We start from the raw sequence: 19,540 nt of genomic DNA on the forward strand, positions 1-19,540 counted from the left end.
GGTTATCCACAGATGGGTTTTTACTCAGGTTTCGAGCCCTGTTATCAACTGGGCACACGGGCGGTTATTCACAGGGCTTAATCCACAGAAATCCGTGCAATCGTGTGAATTTCGCCCACGACGAAGCCAACCGAATCTTTCTATTCGGGGGTGAGCACGTCAAAAAGAGATCTATTGTGAGAAAACAGCCAGGCAGTTAATAATAGCGATTATCATTAACTTAGCTTGTCATGCCCTATGTCCCCTTCTTCACACACGGCTGCGGTTCAGAACATCTACGAGCAGCACCACTCCTGGTTGCACGGGTGGCTCAAAGGTAAGTTGCATAACGCCTGCGATGCAGCCGATGTGGCGCACGATACGTTCGTGCGCATTCTGGGTGGGCGGCATGCGGCGCAGATCGTTGAACCGCGTGACTACCTGGCGACCATCGCCAGGGGCCTGGTGATTGACCGTTATCGCCGGCATGCCATCGAACAGGCCTACAAGCAAACCTTGGCCGAACGGCCTGAAGCCACGGCCATCAATGAAGAAGACAAAGCCATCATCATCGAGACGCTGGTGGCTGTGGATAAAGCCCTGTCCGGACTCGGTGAGCGAGCGCGACGGATCTTCCTGTTGTCGCAGATCGAGGGGCTGACTTATCAACAGATCGCCGATGAACTGCAGGTGTCGCTGACCACGGTGAAGAAGCACATGATCCGTGCATTGACTGAATGCTCGCTGATCATGGCCAGCCTGTAATGGCCGCCCCCGATCGCAAGACCTTCGAGGCCGCTGCTCACTGGTATGTACAGTTTCAATCCCAAACGCCTACGGCTGCTGAACGCCTTGCCTGGCAACAATGGCTCAGCGGCGATCCGTCCCATCAGGCGGCGTGGAACCAGATGGAGCAATTGCAGCGCAGTCTCGGCGCCCTGCCCCAGGATTTCACCCGCCGGGCATTGTCGGCCACGCAACAACGTCGTCAGGTATTGAAGTGGATGCTGGTAATGGGCGGTACCGGGTGCCTGGGCTGGAATGTCCAGCAACACACCTCCCTGGGCAATGTATGGGCCGACTACCGGACGTCTGTGGGTGAACGCCGGCGTATCGCATTGGCTGACGGCACGCGGATTGATCTGAATACCAGCACCGCTATTGACGTGATATTCGACGGGCGCCAACGTTTGATCCGGCTGCGTGAAGGTGAAGTACTTATCCACACCGGCAAGTTGGGCGGGCACACGCCCTTTTATGTCGAAACCCGCCAAGGCCGAGTCCAGGCACGGGGTACTCGGTTTACAGTGCGCCAGCTGCCAGATTCCACGCGTGTCGGTGTTCTGAAGGATCGCGTGAGTGTGTCCCCTGGTGACCGGCCCAACCATGCTCGACTGCTCGGTGCCGGTGAAAGCGCTGACTTTGATCGTCAAAACATAGGGCTTGACCACACGTATAGCGGATCCCAGGCAGCCTGGGTCGATGGGCAGCTGATCGTATTGGATGCTCGCCTCGGGGATGTGATCGAAGACCTTTCCCGCTACCGTGCCGGTGTCCTGAAATGCGACTTGGCTTGTGCACGCCTACGTGTTTCCGGGACTTTCCGCCTGGATTCCACCGATGCGGTACTGGCGAATCTGCAGGCAACCTTGCCCATTCAGGTGAAATACTTCACTCGCTATTGGGTTTCGGTGGAGCGAATCGCCTGATCGCAAAAAATATCCTCACAAGGGGTTATCTTTTTTTTACCTGGCACGGCCCTAAAGGTAATAACGACGCCACCTTCAGGGCTTACCCACCTATGCGCCTTCGCACCAAGCTCCGCCAGCGACTTTCCTACCACGGTATGACGTGCAGCCTACTGCTCGGCACGGCAGCCACAGCCGGTGTTTTGCTATCCAGTGACGCCATGGCCGCCAGCGCGGTGCAGCATTACGTCATTGCGGCCGGTCCCCTGGACAATGCCTTGAGCCAATTTGCCGCCAGGGCGAATGTGATTCTGTCTTTCTCGCCCCAGCAAACCGCGCGCTTGAATACAACCGGGCTGGAAGGTGACTATTCGGTTGAGCAAGGCTTTGCATTGTTGCTGCAGAACTCGGGGTTACAAGCGGTAGTCCAGGCGCCTGGCAGCTATGTCCTGCAGGCCATTCCTACAGGGCAACTCACGCTCGCGCCCACCACGGTCAGCACTTATCAACAGGCTGGGTTCACTCAGGAGATTGCCGGGGATGTGGGCTACAAAGCGCAAAACAGCCGTATCGGTACCAAGACCAGCACACCTCTGTCGGAAACACCGCGTTCGGTATCGGTCGTCACCGGCCAGCGCATCAAGGACCAGAAGTCGCAGACCCTGACTGAAGTATTGGGCTACGTGCCAGGTATCTTCGCGCCACCCTTTGCTGCTGGCGACGGTCTCGCGGGTGACTTGTTCTTCATCCGCGGTTTCAATGCCACGGATTACGGCTACGGCCTGCTGCGAGATGGCCTGCGCGTACAAGGCAATCGGTACGACACCACCAGTGAGCCTTATGGCCTGGAGCGGGTCGAAATCTTCCGTGGGCCCTCTTCCCTGCTATACGGTGAAAACGCGCCTGGCGGCTTAGTGAACCTGGTGAGCAAACATCCGACTGCCACGCCGCAGGGTGAAGTGCAGCTCGGTTATGGCTCGAATAATCGGCGTCAGTTGGGTGTGGATATCTCTGGTCCACTCAACGATAGCGGCAATATCCTTGGCCGGGTGGTGATGCTCGGCCGCAAGTCTGATACGCAGACTGACCATGTTCCTGATGATCGCCTGTACATCGCGCCTTCATTGACCCTGAATTTCGACGACTTCAACACGCTCACTCTGTTGGCCAATTACCAAAAGGACCACACCAATCTCGAACTCGGCCTACCCGCCGCGGGGACCTTGCTTACAAATCCGAACGGAAAGCTGTCCAAGCACACCATGCTCGGCGACCCGGACTGGAATACGTTCGAACGTGAAGCCTGGAGCAGCGGCTACGAATTCAGCCACAGCTTCAATGATGAGTGGCAGTTCCGCCAGAACTCGCGGTACATGCAATCGCGCATCAACCGTCATGAAACCTGGCCGGGCACATTGAACAATGGCGGTTTCGGCACCCAACTGAACATGACGGCCTACGACCGCTACAACAAATCGATGGTCTACTCCCTGGATAACCAGTTGGAAGGCAAATTCCAGGTCGGGGACCTGGAAAATACGGTGCTGTTCGGCGCCAGTTATGACCGCACCTCGTTCAACCAGGATTGGGACGCAGGCTTCGCCGGCACCATCAATGTGTATAACCCCGTGTACCTGCGTGAGCCGCTTACCCCGGTGGCTGTGCAAAACACCTTGCTCGAGCAGCAGATGAAGGGTGTTTATGCACAAATCCAGAGCAAGTATGACCACTGGTTGTTCCTGCTGGGTGGCCGCCAGGACTGGGTCGACAGTGATTTCCGCGACAAGGTCAACAAGGCCAGCAATACCGGCTCCGAAGACCGCAAGTTTACCTACCAGGGCGGGGTGATGTACCAGTTCGACAACGGCCTGACGCCGTACGTCAGCTACTCCACCGCATTTGTGCCTGTACAGCAGATCTCCAACGCCGGTTCACCGTTGAAGCCGATCACCAGCAGTCAGTACGAAGTGGGTGTGAAGTACGAACCGGTCGGCTGGGATACAGCGATGACCCTGTCGGTGTATGACTTGCGCAAGGAAGATGACACCTACCTCGACGCCACCACCAACAGCTACCGCCAGGTGGGCGAAAGCCGGGCCAAAGGGGCCGAGGTCGAGGTGAACAGCAACATCACGCCCAACCTGAATGTGACCGCAGCCTACACCTACACTGACGCTCGTATTACCAAGGACTCGGCTACCTCGCTGGTCGAGGGGCATCAGATGACGGGGGTTCCGCGCAACCAGGCCTCGGTGTGGGGCAAGTACCGCTTCCTCGATGGCCAACTCAAGGGCTTGTCCCTGGGCGGCGGTGTGCGCTATTTCGACAGTACGTTTTCTTACACCCAGCCAAGCCTGTACGGAAAGCTGGATGCTGGGAGCGTCACTCTGGTGGACGCAGCCGTCGGCTATCAGATCGACAAGCACTGGTCAGTGGACGTGAACGCCAAGAACCTGTTCGACAAGGAGTATGTTTCTGGCTGCAACGACGCGGGCCGCTGCTACTGGGGTGACAGTCGTACACTGCTTGGGACTGTTTCGTACAACTGGTGATGGATGATGGCCTGAAGAATCAAAATGCTCTTCAGGCCGCTATCGCTGGCAAGCCTGCTGCTACTTGCCGATACAGAAGCTGGAGAAGATCCGTCCCAACAAATCATCGGAGCTGAATGCGCCGGTGATTTCTCCCAACAGCTGCTGCGCCTGGCGAAGATCCTCAGCCAGCAGCTCCCCCGCCCCCGCCAAGGTCAACTGCGCCCGGCCGTGCTCCAATGCCGCGCTTGCATGGCGCAGCGCCTCCAGGTGCCTGCGGCGCGCACTGAAGCTGCTTTCCGACGTCTGCTCGTAACCCATGCAAGCCTTGAGATGCTCACGCAGCAATTCCAGGCCCTCCCCCGCAGACTTGGCGCTCAGGCTGATAGTGACGTGGCCATCAGCGCTGGTTTCCATCGCAACGGCTTCACCCGTCAGGTCGGCTTTGTTACGAATCAAGGTGACTTTGGCCGGGTCCGGCCGTTGCTCGAGGAATTCCGGCCACAATGCAAAAGGATCCACAGCCTCCGGCGCGGTGGCGTCCACCACCAGCAGTACCCGGTCCGCTTCGCCGATGGCTTTGAGCGCGCGTTCCACGCCGATCTTTTCAACCTGGTCATCGGTATCGCGTAAACCGGCGGTGTCGACGACGTGCAACGGCATGCCATCGATGTGGATATGTTCGCGCAGGATATCCCGGGTGGTGCCGGCGATCTCGGTGACAATGGCTGCTTCACGCCCCGCCAGCGCATTGAGCAGGCTGGATTTGCCGGCATTGGGACGCCCAGCGATCACGACGGTCATCCCGTCTCGCAGCAACGCGCCTTGCCCGGCTTCCCGCAGGACTGTGGATAACTCATCACGGACCTTATCCAGCATCGCCAATACATGGCCATCGGCAAGGAAGTCGATTTCCTCTTCAGGAAAATCAATCGCCGCCTCGACGTAGATGCGCAGGCTGATCAACTGTTCGGTCAAGTTATGCACACGCAGGGAAAAAGCGCCCTGCAGAGAGCGCAGCGCATTGCGTGCAGCTTGCGCAGAACTGGCCTCGATCAAATCGGCAATCGCCTCGGCCTGTGCCAGGTCGAGCTTGTCGTTGAGGAATGCCCGCTCACTGAACTCACCCGGGCGAGCCAGGCGGCAACCCAACTGCAGGCAGCGTTGCAGCAACATATCCAGAACGATCGGGCCGCCGTGCCCCTGCAATTCCAGTACGTCTTCACCCGTGAAAGAGTTGGGTCCCGGGAAATACAGGGCCAGGCCTTCGTCCAATACTTCCTCACCAGAGCCGAGGAAGGGGCCGTAATGGGCATAGCGCGGCTTCAACTCACGCCCGCTGATGGCCTTCGCGGCAATCCCGGCGAGCGGTCCGGAAATACGAACGATACCGACACCGCCGCGACCCTGAGCGGTAGCGACAGCAGCGATGGTTTCACGAGGAGCGCTCATCAGCAGGTTCCAGAATAAAAGTGACGGAAAGCAAAACGCCCCACTAGGGGGCGTCTTGAGTGGTTATCCACAGAGTAAATTACGCCTCGGCTTTTTTGGTAGCCGCTTCGATTTTACGTGTGATGTACCACTGTTGAGAGATCGACAACACGTTGTTGACCACCCAGTACAGAACCAGGCCAGCCGGGAACCATAGGAAGAAGAAGGTGAAGATGATTGGCATCATTTTCATCACCTTGGCCTGCATCGGATCCGGCGGCGTCGGGTTCAGGCGCTGCTGGATAAACATGGTCGCGCCCATGATGATCGGCAGGATAAAGAACGGGTCTTTGATCGACAGGTCAGTTATCCACAGCATGAACGGTGCCTGGCGCATTTCCACGCTTTCCAGGAGTACCCAGTACAGCGACAGGAATACCGGCATCTGTACCAGAATCGGCAAGCATCCACCCAGCGGGTTGATCTTCTCTTTCTTGTACAGCTCCATCATGGCCTGCGACATTTTCTGCCGGTCATCGCCATGTTGTTCTTTCAGCGCGGCCAGTTTAGGCGCCACGGCACGCATACGCGCCATCGACTTGTAGCTGGCGGCCGACAGTGGGAAGAAGATCCCCTTGATCAGCATGGTCAGGAAGATGATCGACCAGCCCCAGTTACCGACGATGCTGTGGATATGTTGCAGCAGCCAGAAGATCGGCTGGGCAATGAACCACAGGATGCCGTAGTCCACAGTCAGTTCCAGACCTGGGGACAACTCTTTCAGCACCGCCTGGCTTTTCGGGCCGGCGTACAGGGTAGCGCTGGTTTCAGCCTTGGCACCTGGAGCCACGGTCAACGCCGGGCCGGTGTAGCCGATGATGTAGTTGCCTTTGCTGTCCTTGCGCGCCAGTACTGCATTGTTCTGGCCGGGCTGAGGAATCCACGCGGTCACAAAGTAGTGTTGCAGCCAGGCTACCCAGCCACCGTTCACGTTATAGGTGATCGGCGCCTTGGTTTTGTCTTCGGCCACTTTATCCATGTCTTTCATGGATACTTTTTTGTACGGCTCCGAACTTGTCCACAGGGCAGCGCCCAGGTAAGTCGCGGTACCCGTCGCAGTGCTGGACGATGGATCGGAACTGGCGTCACGCTTGAGCTGCGCAAACATTGCGCCGGTCCAAGGCTGGGCGCTCTGGTTGTCGATCAAATAGGTGACAACGATGTCGTACAGGCCGCGCTTGAGTGTGAAGCGCTTGATGTAGTTGACGCCGTCCTTGCTGAACTTCAAGTCCACGACCAGTTGGTCTTGGCCATCTGCCAGTTGATAGCTCTTCTTCTCCGCAGAGAAAATCGGACGACCGGTTGCACTCGCATCAGGGCCGTTGGTACCGATCAGGCCACTTTGTGCCTGGTAAACACGTTCGCCACCGTTATCGAACAACTGGAATGGGATTTCCGGGTGATCCTGACGACGCGGATACAGCGGAAGTGTCAGCTTGGCAACATCGCCACCTTGCGGGTCGATAGCCAGGTCCAACACATCCGTCTTGATCTGGATGAGGTCGGTGCTTGCGGCAACTGCAACTTCGGCAGGTGCTTTTGTTTCGCCCGCTGCCCGTGGAATGTCATCACTGGCGGCAGTATTGGTGCCACTTACTGTATCGGGAAGCCCCGCTGGAACAGCATTGGCAGCAACATTCTGAGTCGGCAGGGCAGCCTGGCCATAGTCCTGGTTCCACTTAAGGACCATGACGTAGGACACGATTGCCAGGGCGACGATCAGGATCGTGCGTTTAATATCCATGATTACTCGGCCATCGAAGAAGAACGGGAGGTAGGGATAGGTGGAACCGGGTCATAACCACCGGGATTCCACGGATGACAGCGACCTAAACGACGAAAGGTCAGCCAGCCACCGCGCAGAAGACCATGATTTTCTATGGCCTCTAACGCGTAGCAGGAACAACTGGGGTAGAAACGACAGTGGCTGGCCATCAGAGGACTAATGGCATAGCGATAAAACTGGATCGGAACGAGTGCCAGTTTACGCATCGGTGCTGTCTACCCCTACAGTTTCGGTGCTGACTGCTGGTGCTGGTTTGTTGGTACGCGCCAGACGTTTCCAGAGCTTGCCGAAATGCTGAATCAATTCGGGGTTTTCTACATCCCCCAAGCCTTTGCGCGCGACGATAACAATATCCCACCCAACCAGAGTGTCCTGGTGGAGGCGAAACGATTCGCGCATCAGACGCTTGAGGCGATTGCGCTCAACGGAGAGCTTTACGCTCTTCTTGCCGATCACCAACCCGAGACGGGGGTGATCAAGATCGTTGTTACGCGCAAGGAGCAGGAGATTTTTCCCCGGAACCTTGCCGGTGGGGGAGTCAAAGACTGCCTTGAAGTGCCGGGGAGTTAGCAGACGCTTTTCCCGACTGAAGTCCTGACTCACCACCAGTACCGGATTATCAAACTGCCAGACGCGCACGACCTTTGGCGCGGCGACGCGACAGGACAGCACGGCCGTTCTTGGTAGCCATGCGAGCACGGAAGCCGTGGGTACGGGCGCGTTTGATGGTGCTTGGTTGGAAAGTACGTTTCATGGCGTTGTTACCTGGTTCGTCCACAACGGGCCGGAATGGCCCCCGTTTTAAGAGACCGGCGATTCTAGAGAAAGCAAGCCTCTAGGTCAATTTCCAACCAGCTTTTCCTTCAATTAGATCTTTACGGGCCTCCAGACCTTTTCTTTCCGTTCTGCTTCCATGAGCAATGCCATAGATATAAAAATAAAGAAGGAAGTTATTTAAAGCTTTTCTGTAAAGCTTATAAAAGCTAGGCAGGCCATCCTCTGTGGATAACTGCCTTAAGGCCATATTCCACGTGCTGTACAGAGAATGACAACATGGGGGAGAAGCGGTGCTCTGCCTGTGCTGCGCTGTCGGATAAGCTGTGTGTGGAATGGCATGTTATCCACAGGTCAGTTACCCACAGACTTTCGACCCCACTTGTACAACGAGCTTAGGCCCGCTTATCCACAGAGCTTATGCACAGACCATCTGTCGCATTTTTTGCAGTTAAGGCATTGATTTTGGCTGGCCTGTGAGCAACCTACATGTGGATAAGTGGGCTGCTGGCCGCTACAATGGCGGCTGTTTTTGCCTCACCGGCTTTCAACTTAGGGGATATCCGTGTCAGTGGAACTTTGGCAGCAGTGCGTGGAGCTTTTGCGCGATGAGCTGCCTGCCCAGCAATTCAACACCTGGATCCGCCCGCTACAGGTCGAAGCCGAAGGCGACGAGTTGCGTATCTATGCGCCCAATCGTTTTGTTCTCGACTGGGTCAACGAGAAGTACCTGAGCCGCGTTCTCGAATTGCTCGATGAACACGGCAATGGCCTTGCGCCCGTGCTCTCCTTATTAATAGGCAGCAAACGCAGCTCGGCACCTCGTGCTGCACCGAATGCTCCGCTCGCAGCCAGTGCCTCGCAGGCTCAAGCCCCTGTGGCGCCTGTTAATAACTCGCCAGCGCCGGTTGCCCAGACGCCTTCGAAATCCTCGTCGCAGAACAACGCGCCTATCAATGAAGAGCCGTCCCGCGACAGCTTCGATCCGATGGCGGGTGCCAGTTCCCAGCAGGCTCCGGTCCGCGCCGAGCAGCGCACGGTGCAGGTCGAAGGTGCGCTCAAGCACACCAGCTACCTGAACCGCACGTTCACCTTTGAGAACTTCGTCGAAGGTAAATCCAACCAGCTGGCCCGCGCGGCCGCCTGGCAGGTCGCCGATAACCCCAAGCATGGTTACAACCCGCTCTTCCTTTATGGCGGCGTTGGCTTGGGTAAGACCCACTTGATGCACGCTGTGGGTAACCACCTATTAAAGAAGAACCCGAATGCCAAGGTTGTGTACCTGCACTCGGAGCGTTTCGTGGCAGATATGGTCAAGGCCCTGCAGCTCAATGCGATCAACGAGTTCAAGCGGTTCTACCGCTCCGTTGATGCATTGCTGATCGATGACATTCAATTCTTCGCGCGCAAGGAGCGTTCCCAGGAAGAGTTTTTCCACACCTTCAACGCCCTGCTCGAAGGCGGCCAACAGGTCATCCTGACCAGTGACCGTTACCCGAAGGAAATCGAAGGCCTGGAAGAACGCTTGAAGTCGCGCTTTGGTTGGGGCCTTACCGTTGCGGTAGAGCCGCCGGAGCTGGAAACCCGCGTAGCGATCCTGATGAAAAAGGCCGATCAGGCGAAAGTCGATCTGCCCCACGACGCCGCGTTTTTCATCGCCCAACGCATCCGTTCCAACGTGCGTGAGCTGGAAGGTGCGCTCAAGCGTGTCATCGCGCACTCTCACTTCATGGGCCGGGACATCACCATCGAGCTGATTCGCGAATCCCTGAAAGACTTGCTGGCATTGCAGGACAAACTGGTGAGTGTGGATAACATCCAGCGCACGGTGGCCGAGTACTACAAGATCAAGATTTCCGACTTGCTGTCCAAGCGCCGTTCGCGCTCGGTGGCTCGTCCTCGTCAGGTGGCCATGGCACTCTCCAAGGAGTTGACCAACCATAGCCTGCCGGAAATCGGAGACGTGTTTGGCGGCCGCGACCACACCACGGTCTTGCACGCGTGCCGCAAGATCAACGAACTTAAGGAATCCGACGCGGATATTCGCGAGGACTACAAGAACCTGCTGCGTACACTGACTACTTGATGACACCAGCGCAGCTTATTAAGGCAAGGGACTAGACCATGCATTTCACCATTCAACGCGAAGCCCTGTTGAAACCCCTGCAACTGGTCGCAGGCGTCGTCGAGCGCCGACAGACCTTGCCGGTGCTCTCCAACGTATTGCTGGTGGTCGAAGGCCAGCAATTGTCCCTGACCGGTACCGACCTGGAAGTCGAGCTGGTCGGTCGCGTGCAACTGGAAGAACCCGCTGAACCTGGCGAGATTACAGTACCCGCGCGCAAGCTGATGGACATCTGCAAAAGCCTGCCGAACGACGCGCTGATCGACATCAAGGTTGATGAGCAGAAGTTGGTGGTCAAGGCGGGTCGCAGTCGTTTCACGCTGTCTACTTTGCCGGCCAATGATTTCCCGACTGTGGAAGAAGGCCCAGGCTCACTGACCTGCAGCCTGGAGCAAAGCAAACTGCGCCGTCTGATTGAGCGCACCAGCTTCGCCATGGCCCAGCAGGACGTACGTTACTACCTCAACGGCATGCTGCTGGAGGTGTCGGAAGGCATCATTCGCGCCGTGGCCACTGACGGTCACCGTCTGGCGATGTGCTCGATGCGCGCCGATATCGGTCAACCTGACCGTCACCAGGTGATCGTGCCGCGTAAGGGTATTCTCGAACTGGCGCGCCTGCTCACCGAGCCGGATGGCAATGTCAGCATCGTGCTGGGTCAACACCATATCCGCGCGACCACCGGCGAGTTCACCTTCACCTCCAAGCTGGTCGACGGCAAGTTCCCGGATTACGAGCGCGTTCTGCCTAAAGGCGGCGACAAGCTGGTGATCGGTGATCGCCAGGCCCTGCGTGAAGCGTTCAGCCGTACTGCGATCCTGTCCAACGAGAAGTACCGGGGCATTCGTCTGCAACTGGCCAACGGTCAGTTGAAAATCCAGGCCAATAACCCGGAGCAGGAAGAAGCGGAAGAGGAAGTGGGCGTCGATTACAACGGCGGCACTTTGGAAATCGGCTTCAACGTGAGCTACTTGCTGGACGTGCTGGGTGTGATGACCACCGAACAGGTTCGCCTCATCCTGTCCGACTCCAACAGCAGCGCCCTGGTGCAGGAATCCGATAATGACGACTCGGCTTACGTCGTTATGCCGATGCGCCTGTAATCATGCCCAGCAGAAGCTAGATGTCCCTTAGTCGCGTCTCGGTCACCGCGGTGCGCAATTTGCACCCGGTGACCTTCTCCCCCTCCCCCCGCATCAATATCCTCCACGGCGCCAACGGCAGTGGCAAAACCAGCGTGCTGGAAGCCATCCACTTGCTAGGGCTTGCCCGTTCCTTTCGCAGTGCCCGCTTGTTGCCGGTGATTCAGTACGAACAACTGGCCTGCACGGTATTTGGCCAAGTCGAACTGGCAGAAGGTGGGCACAGCAGCCTGGGGATTTCTCGTGATCGCGGCGGTGAGTTCCAGATTCGCATCGACGGGCAAAACGCTCGCAGTGCTGCGCAACTGGCAGAGATCCTGCCGTTGCAGCTGATCAATCCTGACAGCTTCCGCTTGTTGGAAGGCGCGCCAAAGATCCGCAGGCAGTTTCTCGACTGGGGAGTGTTCCACGTGGAACCGCGATTCATGGCCACTTGGCAGCGCCTGCAGAAGGCCCTGCGGCAGCGGAACTCATGGCTGCGGCATGGTACACTTGACGCCGCTTCGCAAGCGGCCTGGGACCGGGAATTGTGCCTGGCCAGCGATGAAATAGATGAATACCGCCGCGCCTATATCAAAGCCTTGAAACCAGTCTTTGAGCAGACCTTGAGTGAGTTGTTGGATCTCGAGGGGCTGACGCTGAGTTACTACCGTGGCTGGGACAAAGACCGTGAGCTGAGTGCAGTGCTCGCGACGTCCCTGCAGCGGGATCAGCAAATTGGCCATACCCAGGCCGGACCCCAACGGGCAGATTTGCGTCTTAGATTAGGCGCACATAATGCTGCGGATATCTTGTCCCGCGGCCAGCAGAAGTTGGTGGTGTGTGCACTGCGGATCGCCCAGGGGCATCTGGTTAGCCAAGCCCGACGTGGTCAGTGTATTTATCTGGTGGATGACTTGCCGTCTGAACTCGACGAGCAACACCGCCGTGCGTTATGCCGCTTGTTGGAAGACTTACGCTGCCAGGTGTTTATCACCTGTGTAGACCACGAATTATTGAGGGAAGGCTGGCAGACGGAAACGCCAGTCGCTTTGTTCCACGTGGAACAAGGCCGTATCACCCAGACCCACGACCATCGGGAGTGAAGGCATGAGCGAAGAAAACACGTACGACTCGACCAGCATTAAAGTGCTGAAAGGTTTGGATGCCGTACGCAAACGTCCCGGTATGTACATTGGCGACACTGATGACGGTAGCGGTCTGCACCACATGGTGTTCGAGGTGGTCGACAACTCCATCGACGAAGCTTTGGCCGGTCACTGCGACGACATCAGCATCATCATCCATCCGGACGAATCCATTACTGTGCGCGACAACGGTCGCGGCATCCCGGTAGATGTGCACAAAGAAGAAGGTGTTTCGGCGGCAGAGGTCATCATGACCGTGCTCCACGCCGGCGGTAAGTTCGACGACAACTCCTATAAAGTCTCCGGTGGTCTGCACGGTGTGGGCGTGTCGGTGGTGAATGCTCTGTCCGAAGAGCTGATCCTGACCGTTCGCCGCAGTGGCAAGATCTGGGAGCAGACCTACGTCCACGGTGTGCCACAGGAGCCGATGAAAATCGTTGGTGACAGTGAAAGCACCGGTACCCAGATCCATTTCAAGCCATCGGCTGATACCTTCAAGAACATCCACTTCAGCTGGGACATCCTGGCCAAGCGGATTCGTGAATTGTCCTTCCTCAACTCCGGTGTCGGCATCGTCCTCAAGGATGAGCGCAGCGGCAAGGAAGAGCTGTTCAAATACGAAGGCGGCTTGCGTGCGTTCGTTGAATACCTGAACACCAACAAGACTGCGGTCAACCAGGTGTTCCACTTCAACATCCAGCGTGAAGACGGCATCGGCGTTGAAATCGCCCTGCAATGGAACGACAGCTTCAACGAGAACCTGTTGTGCTTCACCAACAACATTCCACAGCGTGACGGTGGTACTCACTTGGTGGGTTTCCGTTCGGCGCTGACACGTAACCTGAACACCTATATCGAAGCCGAAGGCCTGGCGAAGAAGCATAAGGTCGCCACCACCGGTGACGATGCCCGTGAAGGCCTGACCGCAATCATCTCGGTGAAAGTGCCGGACCCTAAGTTCAGCTCCCAGACCAAAGACAAGCTGGTGTCTTCCGAAGTGAAAACTGCGGTTGAACAAGAGATGGGTAAGTACTTCTCCGACTTCCTGCTGGAAAACCCGAACGAAGCCAAGCTGGTTGTCGGCAAGATGATCGATGCCGCGCGTGCCCGTGAAGCGGCGCGTAAAGCCCGTGAGATGACCCGCCGTAAAGGTGCGCTGGATATTGCCGGCTTGCCAGGCAAACTGGCTGACTGCCAGGAGAAGGACCCTGCCCTCTCCGAACTGTACCTGGTGGAAGGTGACTCTGCTGGCGGTTCCGCCAAGCAGGGTCGTAACCGTCGCACCCAGGCCATCCTGCCGTTGAAGGGTAAGATCCTCAACGTGGAGAAGGCTCGTTTCGACAAGATGATTTCCTCCCAGGAAGTCGGCACCTTGATCACGGCACTGGGCTGCGGTATTGGCCGAGACGAGTACAACATCGACAAGCTGCGCTATCACAACATCATCATCATGACCGATGCTGACGTCGACGGTTCGCACATCCGTACCCTGCTGCTGACATTCTTCTTCCGTCAGTTGCCGGAGCTGATCGAGCGTGGCTACATCTACATCGCCCAGCCGCCGTTGTACAAAGTGAAGAAAGGCAAGCAAGAACAGTACATCAAAGACGACGACGCCATGGAAGAGTACATGACGCAGTCGGCCCTGGAAGATGCCAGCCTGCACTTGAACGACGAAGCCCCGGGGATCTCCGGTGAGGCGCTGGAGCGTCTGGTTAACGACTTCCGTATGGTGATGAAGACACTCAAGCGCCTGTCGCGCCTGTACCCACAGGAATTAACCGAGCACTTCATCTACCTGCCGTCTGTAAGCCTGGAGCAGTTGGGCGACCACGCACACATGCAGGAATGGCTGGCCCAATATGAAGTACGCCTGCGTACTGTCGAAAAATCCGGCCTGGTGTACAAAGCCAGCCTGCGTGAAGACCGTGAACGTAACGTTTGGCTGCCAGAGGTCGAATTGATCTCCCACGGCCTGTCGAACTACGTCACCTTCAACCGCGACTTCTTCGGCAGCAACGACTACAAGACCGTTGTGACCCTCGGCGCGCAACTGAGCACCCTGCTGGACGATGGTGCTTATATTCAGCGTGGCGAGCGTAAGAAAGCGGTCAAGGAGTTCAAGGAAGCCCTGGACTGGTTGATGGCGGAAAGCACCAAGCGCCATACGATCCAACGATACAAAGGTCTGGGCGAAATGAACCCGGATCAACTGTGGGAAACCACCATGGACCCAGCCCAGCGCCGTATGCTGCGCGTAACCATCGAGGACGCCATTGGCGCAGACCAGATCTTCAACACCCTGATGGGTGATGCGGTCGAACCTCGCCGTGACTTCATCGAGAGCAATGCCCTGGCAGTGTCTAACCTGGATTTCTGATCCAGGTACGACGCCCAAAATAAAAAAGGCCAACGCATAACGTTGGCCTTTTTTATTGCGTGGAAATCATCTTCCGCAAAATGCTCCACGTGGAACATCGTGTTTTTTATCCATGAGAAGAAGCCGCCGCCACACTCTCCAACCGATACCCATACCCATAGATCGTCAACAACTGCCAACCTCTATCAGCGGTAAGCCCGAGCTTGTTGCGTAGCCGATAGATATGCGTATCCAGCGGCCGCGAGGACACCATTTCTTCATGGGTCCAGAACCGCTCATAAAGATACTCACGCGACAGCGGCCGAGCCAGATTGGCGAACAAGCAGCTCGCCAGGCGGTATTCGCGCTCGGTAAGGTTGATCGGTTTGCCTGCGCGTGTGACGGTCAACTCTGCATCGTCGAAGGTCAGGTCGTTGAAACTCTGCACTTCAGGGGTTGCCGATCTCTGCAGGCCATGCCGACGTAGAACGGCTGTCACTCGTGCCTTCAGTTCGTTAGGACGAAAGGGTTTGCTGACGTAGTCGTCGGCCCCGCTGTTCAATGCGCTGACGATATCGCTTTCGGCATCACGGCTGGTGAGCATGATGACTGCCGGTGGCGACTCCATGTGTTCACGGGTCCAGCGCAGTAAGGCAATACCGGTGATGTCAGGCAGTTGCCAGTCGAGTATCAGCAGGTCGAAGGTCTCCCGACGCAACTGACGCAGCAGGTCTTCGCCGCGCTCGAAGCAATGCAGTGCCCAGGGTTGTTCGGCGGTGCTGGGGATTTGTCGCAGTGTCTGTTCCACCCGTCGCAATTCAGCGGGTTCGTCATCCAGTATTGCGACACGCATGGGTGGGTCCTTTCTTCTCGAAGAGTACGGCAGTCGTATTGAAGGGCACGTACTGCGCAGATGCCGGTCAATGAATCTGAAGAATTGTGCTCAGGTTCGTCGACCCCTTGGATCTCTCGGTACGCTGGGATCAATAAGCGAATACGCCATTGAAAGCTCTCCATACCTATGTGGGAAAGATACCGGCTCCAGGCGTTAAGGAAAAGGATCAGCCGACGCGTGCGCTGTCGTAAACTCCTGCGCCCCGATAGTGGATGCCCTTTGGAGTTCCCGCCGTTATGAACATCCAGCAGGAATTTTTTTCCACCGCGTCGAAAATGAGCTTCACTAGGCTCAACGCGTCGTTCTATCACGTACGTGTGTCGGCTTAAGCCGTGCAACGCCTGAGGAGGAATCGGGGGTCTATGCCATCTTCTATCGCACGCCAACAACTCAGGCGCGTTGATCCATGACGCTCTGGGGAAAGGCCGAAAAGCGCCAACCCACCCATGCCCAGCGCCTGTTCCACGGTCTGGTACGTGAGTGGTTATGGATCGGTTTGCTGCTGTTGCCAATCACTGCCTACCTCTCGATGAGTCCTGGCCTGGCCTTGAACAACCCGCTATACGACAGCCTTCGACGTCTGGCGCCCCTGCCGGTGGATCCGCGCATCCTGCTGGTGACCATCGATGACCCTAGCCTGAAGAAACTCGGCCAGTGGCCCTGGCCGCGTAGTGTGCACGCCGACCTGATCGATCGCCTGAGCGCGGCGCAGCCGGCCGGTATCCTGTTTGATGTGATCTTCAGCGAGCCCGGTAACCCGGTCAATGACAAGCGCCTGGTCGACGCGGTGTGCAACGCCGGCAACGTATTGTTGCCCTTGGCTCGTGACGATTCGGCCAGCTACAGCCAGTCTGGGGCACAAATGCTGTCACTGCTCAAATGTGCCAAGGGTGTCGGGCATATCAATGTGGAGGCGGATAGCGATGGCGTGGTCCGCAGGCTGTATATGCGGGAGGGGCCAGCCGGTGCCACGGCGCTTCAGTTAGCGTGGCTGGCTTTCGCGATGAGTGGGCAATCGGCCGAGATGCCCGGGGAACCTCTGCCGTCGATCACCCAGGATTGGCACCGGGAGCATGCGGTCCGTATCCCGTTTATTGCTGCCGACACCCATTTCCCGAGCGTGTCTTATGTCAGCGTATTACGTGGTGAGGTCCCTCCCGAGCGGTTGCGGGGCCGTCTGATTCTGGTGGGGGCGACAGCGTCGGGTATGGGCGATCGCTTTGTCACACCGCTCTCTCCTATGGCCGGCACCACAGCGGGTGTGGAGATCCAGGCCAATGTGCTCAATGGCTTGCTGCAAGATCGAAGTATTGTGGACTTGCCCGGCTGGCTGGCCGCACTGATCGCAACGTCCCTGGTGGCGATGTTGCTGGGCCTGCTGCTCTACCGCCCACGCTATGCGCTGTGGATGACCCTGGGGTGCATGTGCATGGCCTTGGTGGGTTCAGCGGCCTTGTTGCGCCTGGGCTACTGGTGGTCGCCTGCGGCCTGCTTGATCGGTTTGCTGCTCAGCTATCTGATCTGGAACTGGCGGCGTCTCAGCGTGATCCTGGCCTACTTCGGCTGGGAATTGACGCGCCTGGATAACGAACCCAAAGTCTTGCCCGAGCGCCGCCGTGCACCCGCCAATAAGGGTGACGTATTGCAGGGCCGTATCTTTGCCTTGGAGCAAGCCGTCAGTCGTACGCGGGACACCCGACGGTTTATGGCCGATGGATTGGAATGCCTGCCGGTGGCGACGTTGATCACAGACACCCAGGGTAATGTCCTGTTGGCCAACCGCATCGCCCGGGAAGTGTTCGGCAATGACTTGATCAACCATAACCTTCTGGAGCAACTGGCCGACCTGGGTTATCCACCGCTGCACAATGGCGTACGCCCCCCCCTCTCGACACTGGAACTCGTTGAGTTTCGTGATATCCATCAACGCAGCCTGCGAATGGAACTTGCCCCCTTGCTGCCGGCCGAAGGGGATGTCGCGCTTGGCTGGCTGTTGAGCCTTACTGATCTGAGCAAGGAACGCGAGGCCCAGCAGCATCGGGAAACCATGCTGCGTTTCCTCTCTCACGACTTGCGTGCACCCCACTCGGCGATCCTCGCCCTGTTGGATGTGCACGGCAGTGAGTCGCCGATATTTGCCCAGATAGAGCAACAAGTACGCCGCGCCTTGAGCCTGACCGAATCATTTGTGCAACTGGCGAGGGCTGAGGCCGATGGCTACCAGTTCGAGCCTACGCTGTTCGCCATGCTGGTAATGGATGCGTTTGATCAAGTGGCCGTGATCGCCCAGCTCAAGGGGATTCACCTGGTCCACGATCTGGACGAGGCCGACGAAGGGATGGTGTCAGCCGATCAATCGCTGCTCACCCGCGCATTGTTCAATGTGCTGGAGAACGCGATCAAATATTCCCCGTCCGGTACCACTGTCCGGCTGCGACACAGCAGCGCGCAAGGCTGGCTGGAATGCCGCATCAGCGACCAGGGCCCAGGGATAGCCGCCGAGGATTTGCCTGAACTGTTCAGCCAGTACAAACGCTTTGACTCGGCCCAAGGCAGCGAAGGGCTGGGGTTGGGACTGAGCATGGTCAAGGCGGTGGTGGAGCGTCATGGGGGCCGTATCGAGTGTGAAAGCACCGTGGGCAAAGGCACCTCTTTCAGCCTGCAGCTGCCCTTGCTGGACGACGGCTAAAACGTACCTTTGTGCTGTGCATAAAAAACCGGTCTCAAGGACCGGTTTTTTAATGCGGAAAAAACTTATGCACGTTTTTTGCGGTTTTGATGGATTTGGAAATATCTAACTAAATCAACTTATTAGGACCAAAAAAAGCCAATTCGCCAACAAAGCGTACACAGGTTATCCACAGATGCTCATACCACCGGCGTCTCCACCACAATCGGCTCCGGCGGCAGGGAACCCATGGCCCGCTGCTGCGCTTCATTCCATGCCTGGGCACGGTCATTCAGCGCGGCAATGGCGCGTGGGCCTTCCCCTTCTGCGTACATTGGCTCGCCTATCACCACAGTGATGGTGCCCGCGCGTTTTGCCCAGCCCGCCTTCGGCCAGAACTTGCCAGCGTTATGCGCAATCGGCAGCACCGGCAGGTTGGCGTTGACTGCCAATGCGGTACCGCCGCGAGAGAACTTGCCTACTGTCCCAAAGGGTACCCGCGTACCTTCCGGGAAGATCAGCACCCACACGCCATCCTTGAGCAGTTCATCGCCCTTCTTGGCGACGTGCTTGAGCGCCGCCTTGGGGTTGTCACGGTCGATGGCGATCGGGCGCAACATGGCCATGGCCCAGCCGAAGAACGGCACGTACAACAGCTCGCGCTTGAGCACCTGGCTCAATGGCGAGAAGTAAGCCGAGAGGAAGAAGGTCTCCCAGGTGCTCTGGTGGTTCGACAGAATCACACACGGCTGGTCCGGTACGTTTTCAGCGCCCTTGATCTCGAAGCGAATGTTCAGGAACACCTTGGTCAGCCACAACGCGCAGCGGCACCAATAGACGTTGATAAAGCGATAGCGCGCCTTGAACGGCAGGAACGGCGCAATAAAAAAGCTCAGGGTGCACCAGAGAAACGAACTGGTGCCCAGCAGCAGGTAAAAGAAAAAGGTTCTGATGGCCTGCAAAATCGACATGGCG

15 protein-coding genes are annotated in these 19,540 nt (G+C 57.4%); 8 read left to right on the forward strand and 7 right to left on the reverse strand.

Annotated elements, in window-relative coordinates; all coding sequences use genetic code 11:
• Positions 1-237: 237 nt before the first annotated feature.
• The 3 genes from BFQ01_RS21530 (at position 238) to BFQ01_RS21540 (ending at position 4,219) form a co-directional block, all read left to right on the forward strand.
• Positions 238-744 carry a sigma-70 family RNA polymerase sigma factor gene (locus BFQ01_RS21530; RefSeq protein WP_065926804.1) on the forward strand — a complete coding sequence of 169 codons (507 nt, stop codon included), beginning with the start codon at positions 238-240 and terminating at the stop codon, positions 742-744.
• Positions 744-1,688, forward strand: a complete 945-nt coding sequence (locus BFQ01_RS21535; protein WP_065926805.1) for a FecR domain-containing protein — start codon at positions 744-746, stop codon at positions 1,686-1,688. The genes BFQ01_RS21530 and BFQ01_RS21535 overlap by 1 nt, the downstream gene beginning before the upstream one ends.
• Positions 1,689-1,780: 92 nt before the next feature.
• Positions 1,781-4,219 (forward strand): TonB-dependent siderophore receptor, encoded by a 2,439-nt coding sequence (locus BFQ01_RS21540; RefSeq protein ID WP_065926806.1) that lies wholly within the window; start codon positions 1,781-1,783, stop codon positions 4,217-4,219.
• Positions 4,220-4,279: 60 nt separating this feature from the next.
• Here the strand turns inward: BFQ01_RS21540 and mnmE are convergent, their stop codons facing one another.
• The 5 genes from mnmE to rpmH all read right to left on the reverse strand — a co-directional run bounded on the left by mnmE (position 4,280) and on the right by rpmH (position 8,229).
• Positions 4,280-5,650, reverse strand: a complete 1,371-nt coding sequence (gene mnmE / locus BFQ01_RS21545) for a tRNA uridine-5-carboxymethylaminomethyl(34) synthesis GTPase MnmE (protein WP_065926807.1) — start codon at positions 5,648-5,650, stop codon at positions 4,280-4,282.
• A 79-nt stretch (positions 5,651-5,729) separates the two neighbouring features.
• Positions 5,730-7,433, reverse strand: coding sequence for a membrane protein insertase YidC (gene yidC, locus BFQ01_RS21550; RefSeq protein WP_065926808.1), 1,704 nt, complete (start codon positions 7,431-7,433; stop codon positions 5,730-5,732).
• Positions 7,434-7,435: 2 nt separating this feature from the next.
• A complete protein-coding gene (gene yidD, locus BFQ01_RS31810; protein ID WP_010207715.1) occupies positions 7,436-7,681 on the reverse strand; it encodes a membrane protein insertion efficiency factor YidD in 246 nt (81 codons plus the stop codon).
• The gene (rnpA, locus tag BFQ01_RS31815; protein ID WP_053128141.1) at positions 7,674-8,078 is read right to left on the reverse strand and encodes a ribonuclease P protein component; all 405 of its coding nucleotides are present in this window, start codon (positions 8,076-8,078) and stop codon (positions 7,674-7,676) included. Before rnpA ends, yidD begins: the two co-directional genes overlap by 8 nt.
• A 16-nt stretch (positions 8,079-8,094) precedes the next feature.
• Positions 8,095-8,229, reverse strand: coding sequence for a 50S ribosomal protein L34 (rpmH, locus tag BFQ01_RS31820; RefSeq protein ID WP_003213577.1), 135 nt, complete (start codon positions 8,227-8,229; stop codon positions 8,095-8,097).
• A 585-nt stretch (positions 8,230-8,814) separates the two neighbouring features.
• Between rpmH and dnaA the strand changes: the two genes are divergently transcribed.
• From dnaA to gyrB, 4 genes are read left to right on the forward strand one after another with little or no spacing between them, the layout of a single operon-like run.
• Positions 8,815-10,335, forward strand: coding sequence for a chromosomal replication initiator protein DnaA (dnaA, locus tag BFQ01_RS21560; protein WP_065926809.1), 1,521 nt, complete (start codon positions 8,815-8,817; stop codon positions 10,333-10,335).
• Between the two features lie 38 nt (positions 10,336-10,373).
• Positions 10,374-11,477: a DNA polymerase III subunit beta gene (dnaN, locus tag BFQ01_RS21565; RefSeq protein ID WP_065926810.1), complete on the forward strand. Its 1,104-nt coding sequence runs from the start codon at positions 10,374-10,376 to the stop codon at positions 11,475-11,477.
• Between the two features lie 20 nt (positions 11,478-11,497).
• Positions 11,498-12,601 (forward strand): DNA replication/repair protein RecF, encoded by a 1,104-nt coding sequence (gene recF, locus BFQ01_RS21570; protein WP_027608164.1) that lies wholly within the window; start codon positions 11,498-11,500, stop codon positions 12,599-12,601.
• 4 nt (positions 12,602-12,605) lie between these two features.
• Positions 12,606-15,023: a DNA topoisomerase (ATP-hydrolyzing) subunit B gene (gene gyrB / locus BFQ01_RS21575; RefSeq protein ID WP_065926811.1), complete on the forward strand. Its 2,418-nt coding sequence runs from the start codon at positions 12,606-12,608 to the stop codon at positions 15,021-15,023.
• Between the two features lie 106 nt (positions 15,024-15,129).
• On the opposite strand, the gene BFQ01_RS21580 is transcribed toward gyrB, so the two are convergent.
• The gene (locus tag BFQ01_RS21580) at positions 15,130-15,855 is read right to left on the reverse strand and encodes a response regulator transcription factor (RefSeq protein ID WP_065926812.1); all 726 of its coding nucleotides are present in this window, start codon (positions 15,853-15,855) and stop codon (positions 15,130-15,132) included.
• Positions 15,856-16,303: 448 nt separating this feature from the next.
• Between BFQ01_RS21580 and BFQ01_RS21585 the strand changes: the two genes are divergently transcribed.
• A complete protein-coding gene (locus tag BFQ01_RS21585) occupies positions 16,304-18,586 on the forward strand; it encodes a CHASE2 domain-containing protein (RefSeq protein WP_065926813.1) in 2,283 nt (760 codons plus the stop codon).
• Between the two features lie 179 nt (positions 18,587-18,765).
• On the opposite strand, the gene BFQ01_RS21590 is transcribed toward BFQ01_RS21585, so the two are convergent.
• A complete protein-coding gene (locus BFQ01_RS21590) occupies positions 18,766-19,536 on the reverse strand; it encodes a lysophospholipid acyltransferase family protein (RefSeq protein WP_065926814.1) in 771 nt (256 codons plus the stop codon).
• Positions 19,537-19,540 lie beyond the last annotated feature (4 nt).

It is taken from the genome of Pseudomonas sp. 8 R 14 (genome assembly GCF_900005955.1).
Classification (GTDB): domain Bacteria; phylum Pseudomonadota; class Gammaproteobacteria; order Pseudomonadales; family Pseudomonadaceae; genus Aquipseudomonas; species Aquipseudomonas marginalis.

Excerpts from the sequence above, each read along its gene's own strand:
- mnmE (WP_065926807.1), bottom strand. The coding sequence starts at position 5,650 with ATGAGCGCTCCTCGTGAAACCATCGCTGCTGTCGCTACCGCTCAGGGT.
- recF (WP_027608164.1), top strand. The coding sequence starts at position 11,498 with ATGTCCCTTAGTCGCGTCTCGGTCACCGCGGTGCGCAATTTGCACCCG.
- BFQ01_RS21590 (WP_065926814.1), bottom strand. The coding sequence starts at position 19,536 with ATGTCGATTTTGCAGGCCATCAGAACCTTTTTCTTTTACCTGCTGCTG.
- gyrB (WP_065926811.1), top strand. The coding sequence starts at position 12,606 with ATGAGCGAAGAAAACACGTACGACTCGACCAGCATTAAAGTGCTGAAA.
- BFQ01_RS21530 (WP_065926804.1), top strand. The coding sequence starts at position 238 with ATGTCCCCTTCTTCACACACGGCTGCGGTTCAGAACATCTACGAGCAG.
- rpmH (WP_003213577.1), bottom strand. The coding sequence starts at position 8,229 with ATGAAACGTACTTTCCAACCAAGCACCATCAAACGCGCCCGTACCCAC.
- dnaN (WP_065926810.1), top strand. The coding sequence starts at position 10,374 with ATGCATTTCACCATTCAACGCGAAGCCCTGTTGAAACCCCTGCAACTG.
- BFQ01_RS21580 (WP_065926812.1), bottom strand. The coding sequence starts at position 15,855 with ATGCGTGTCGCAATACTGGATGACGAACCCGCTGAATTGCGACGGGTG.
- BFQ01_RS21540 (WP_065926806.1), top strand. The coding sequence starts at position 1,781 with ATGCGCCTTCGCACCAAGCTCCGCCAGCGACTTTCCTACCACGGTATG.
- yidD (WP_010207715.1), bottom strand. The coding sequence starts at position 7,681 with ATGCGTAAACTGGCACTCGTTCCGATCCAGTTTTATCGCTATGCCATT.
- yidC (WP_065926808.1), bottom strand. The coding sequence starts at position 7,433 with ATGGATATTAAACGCACGATCCTGATCGTCGCCCTGGCAATCGTGTCC.
- BFQ01_RS21585 (WP_065926813.1), top strand. The coding sequence starts at position 16,304 with ATGACGCTCTGGGGAAAGGCCGAAAAGCGCCAACCCACCCATGCCCAG.
- BFQ01_RS21535 (WP_065926805.1), top strand. The coding sequence starts at position 744 with ATGGCCGCCCCCGATCGCAAGACCTTCGAGGCCGCTGCTCACTGGTAT.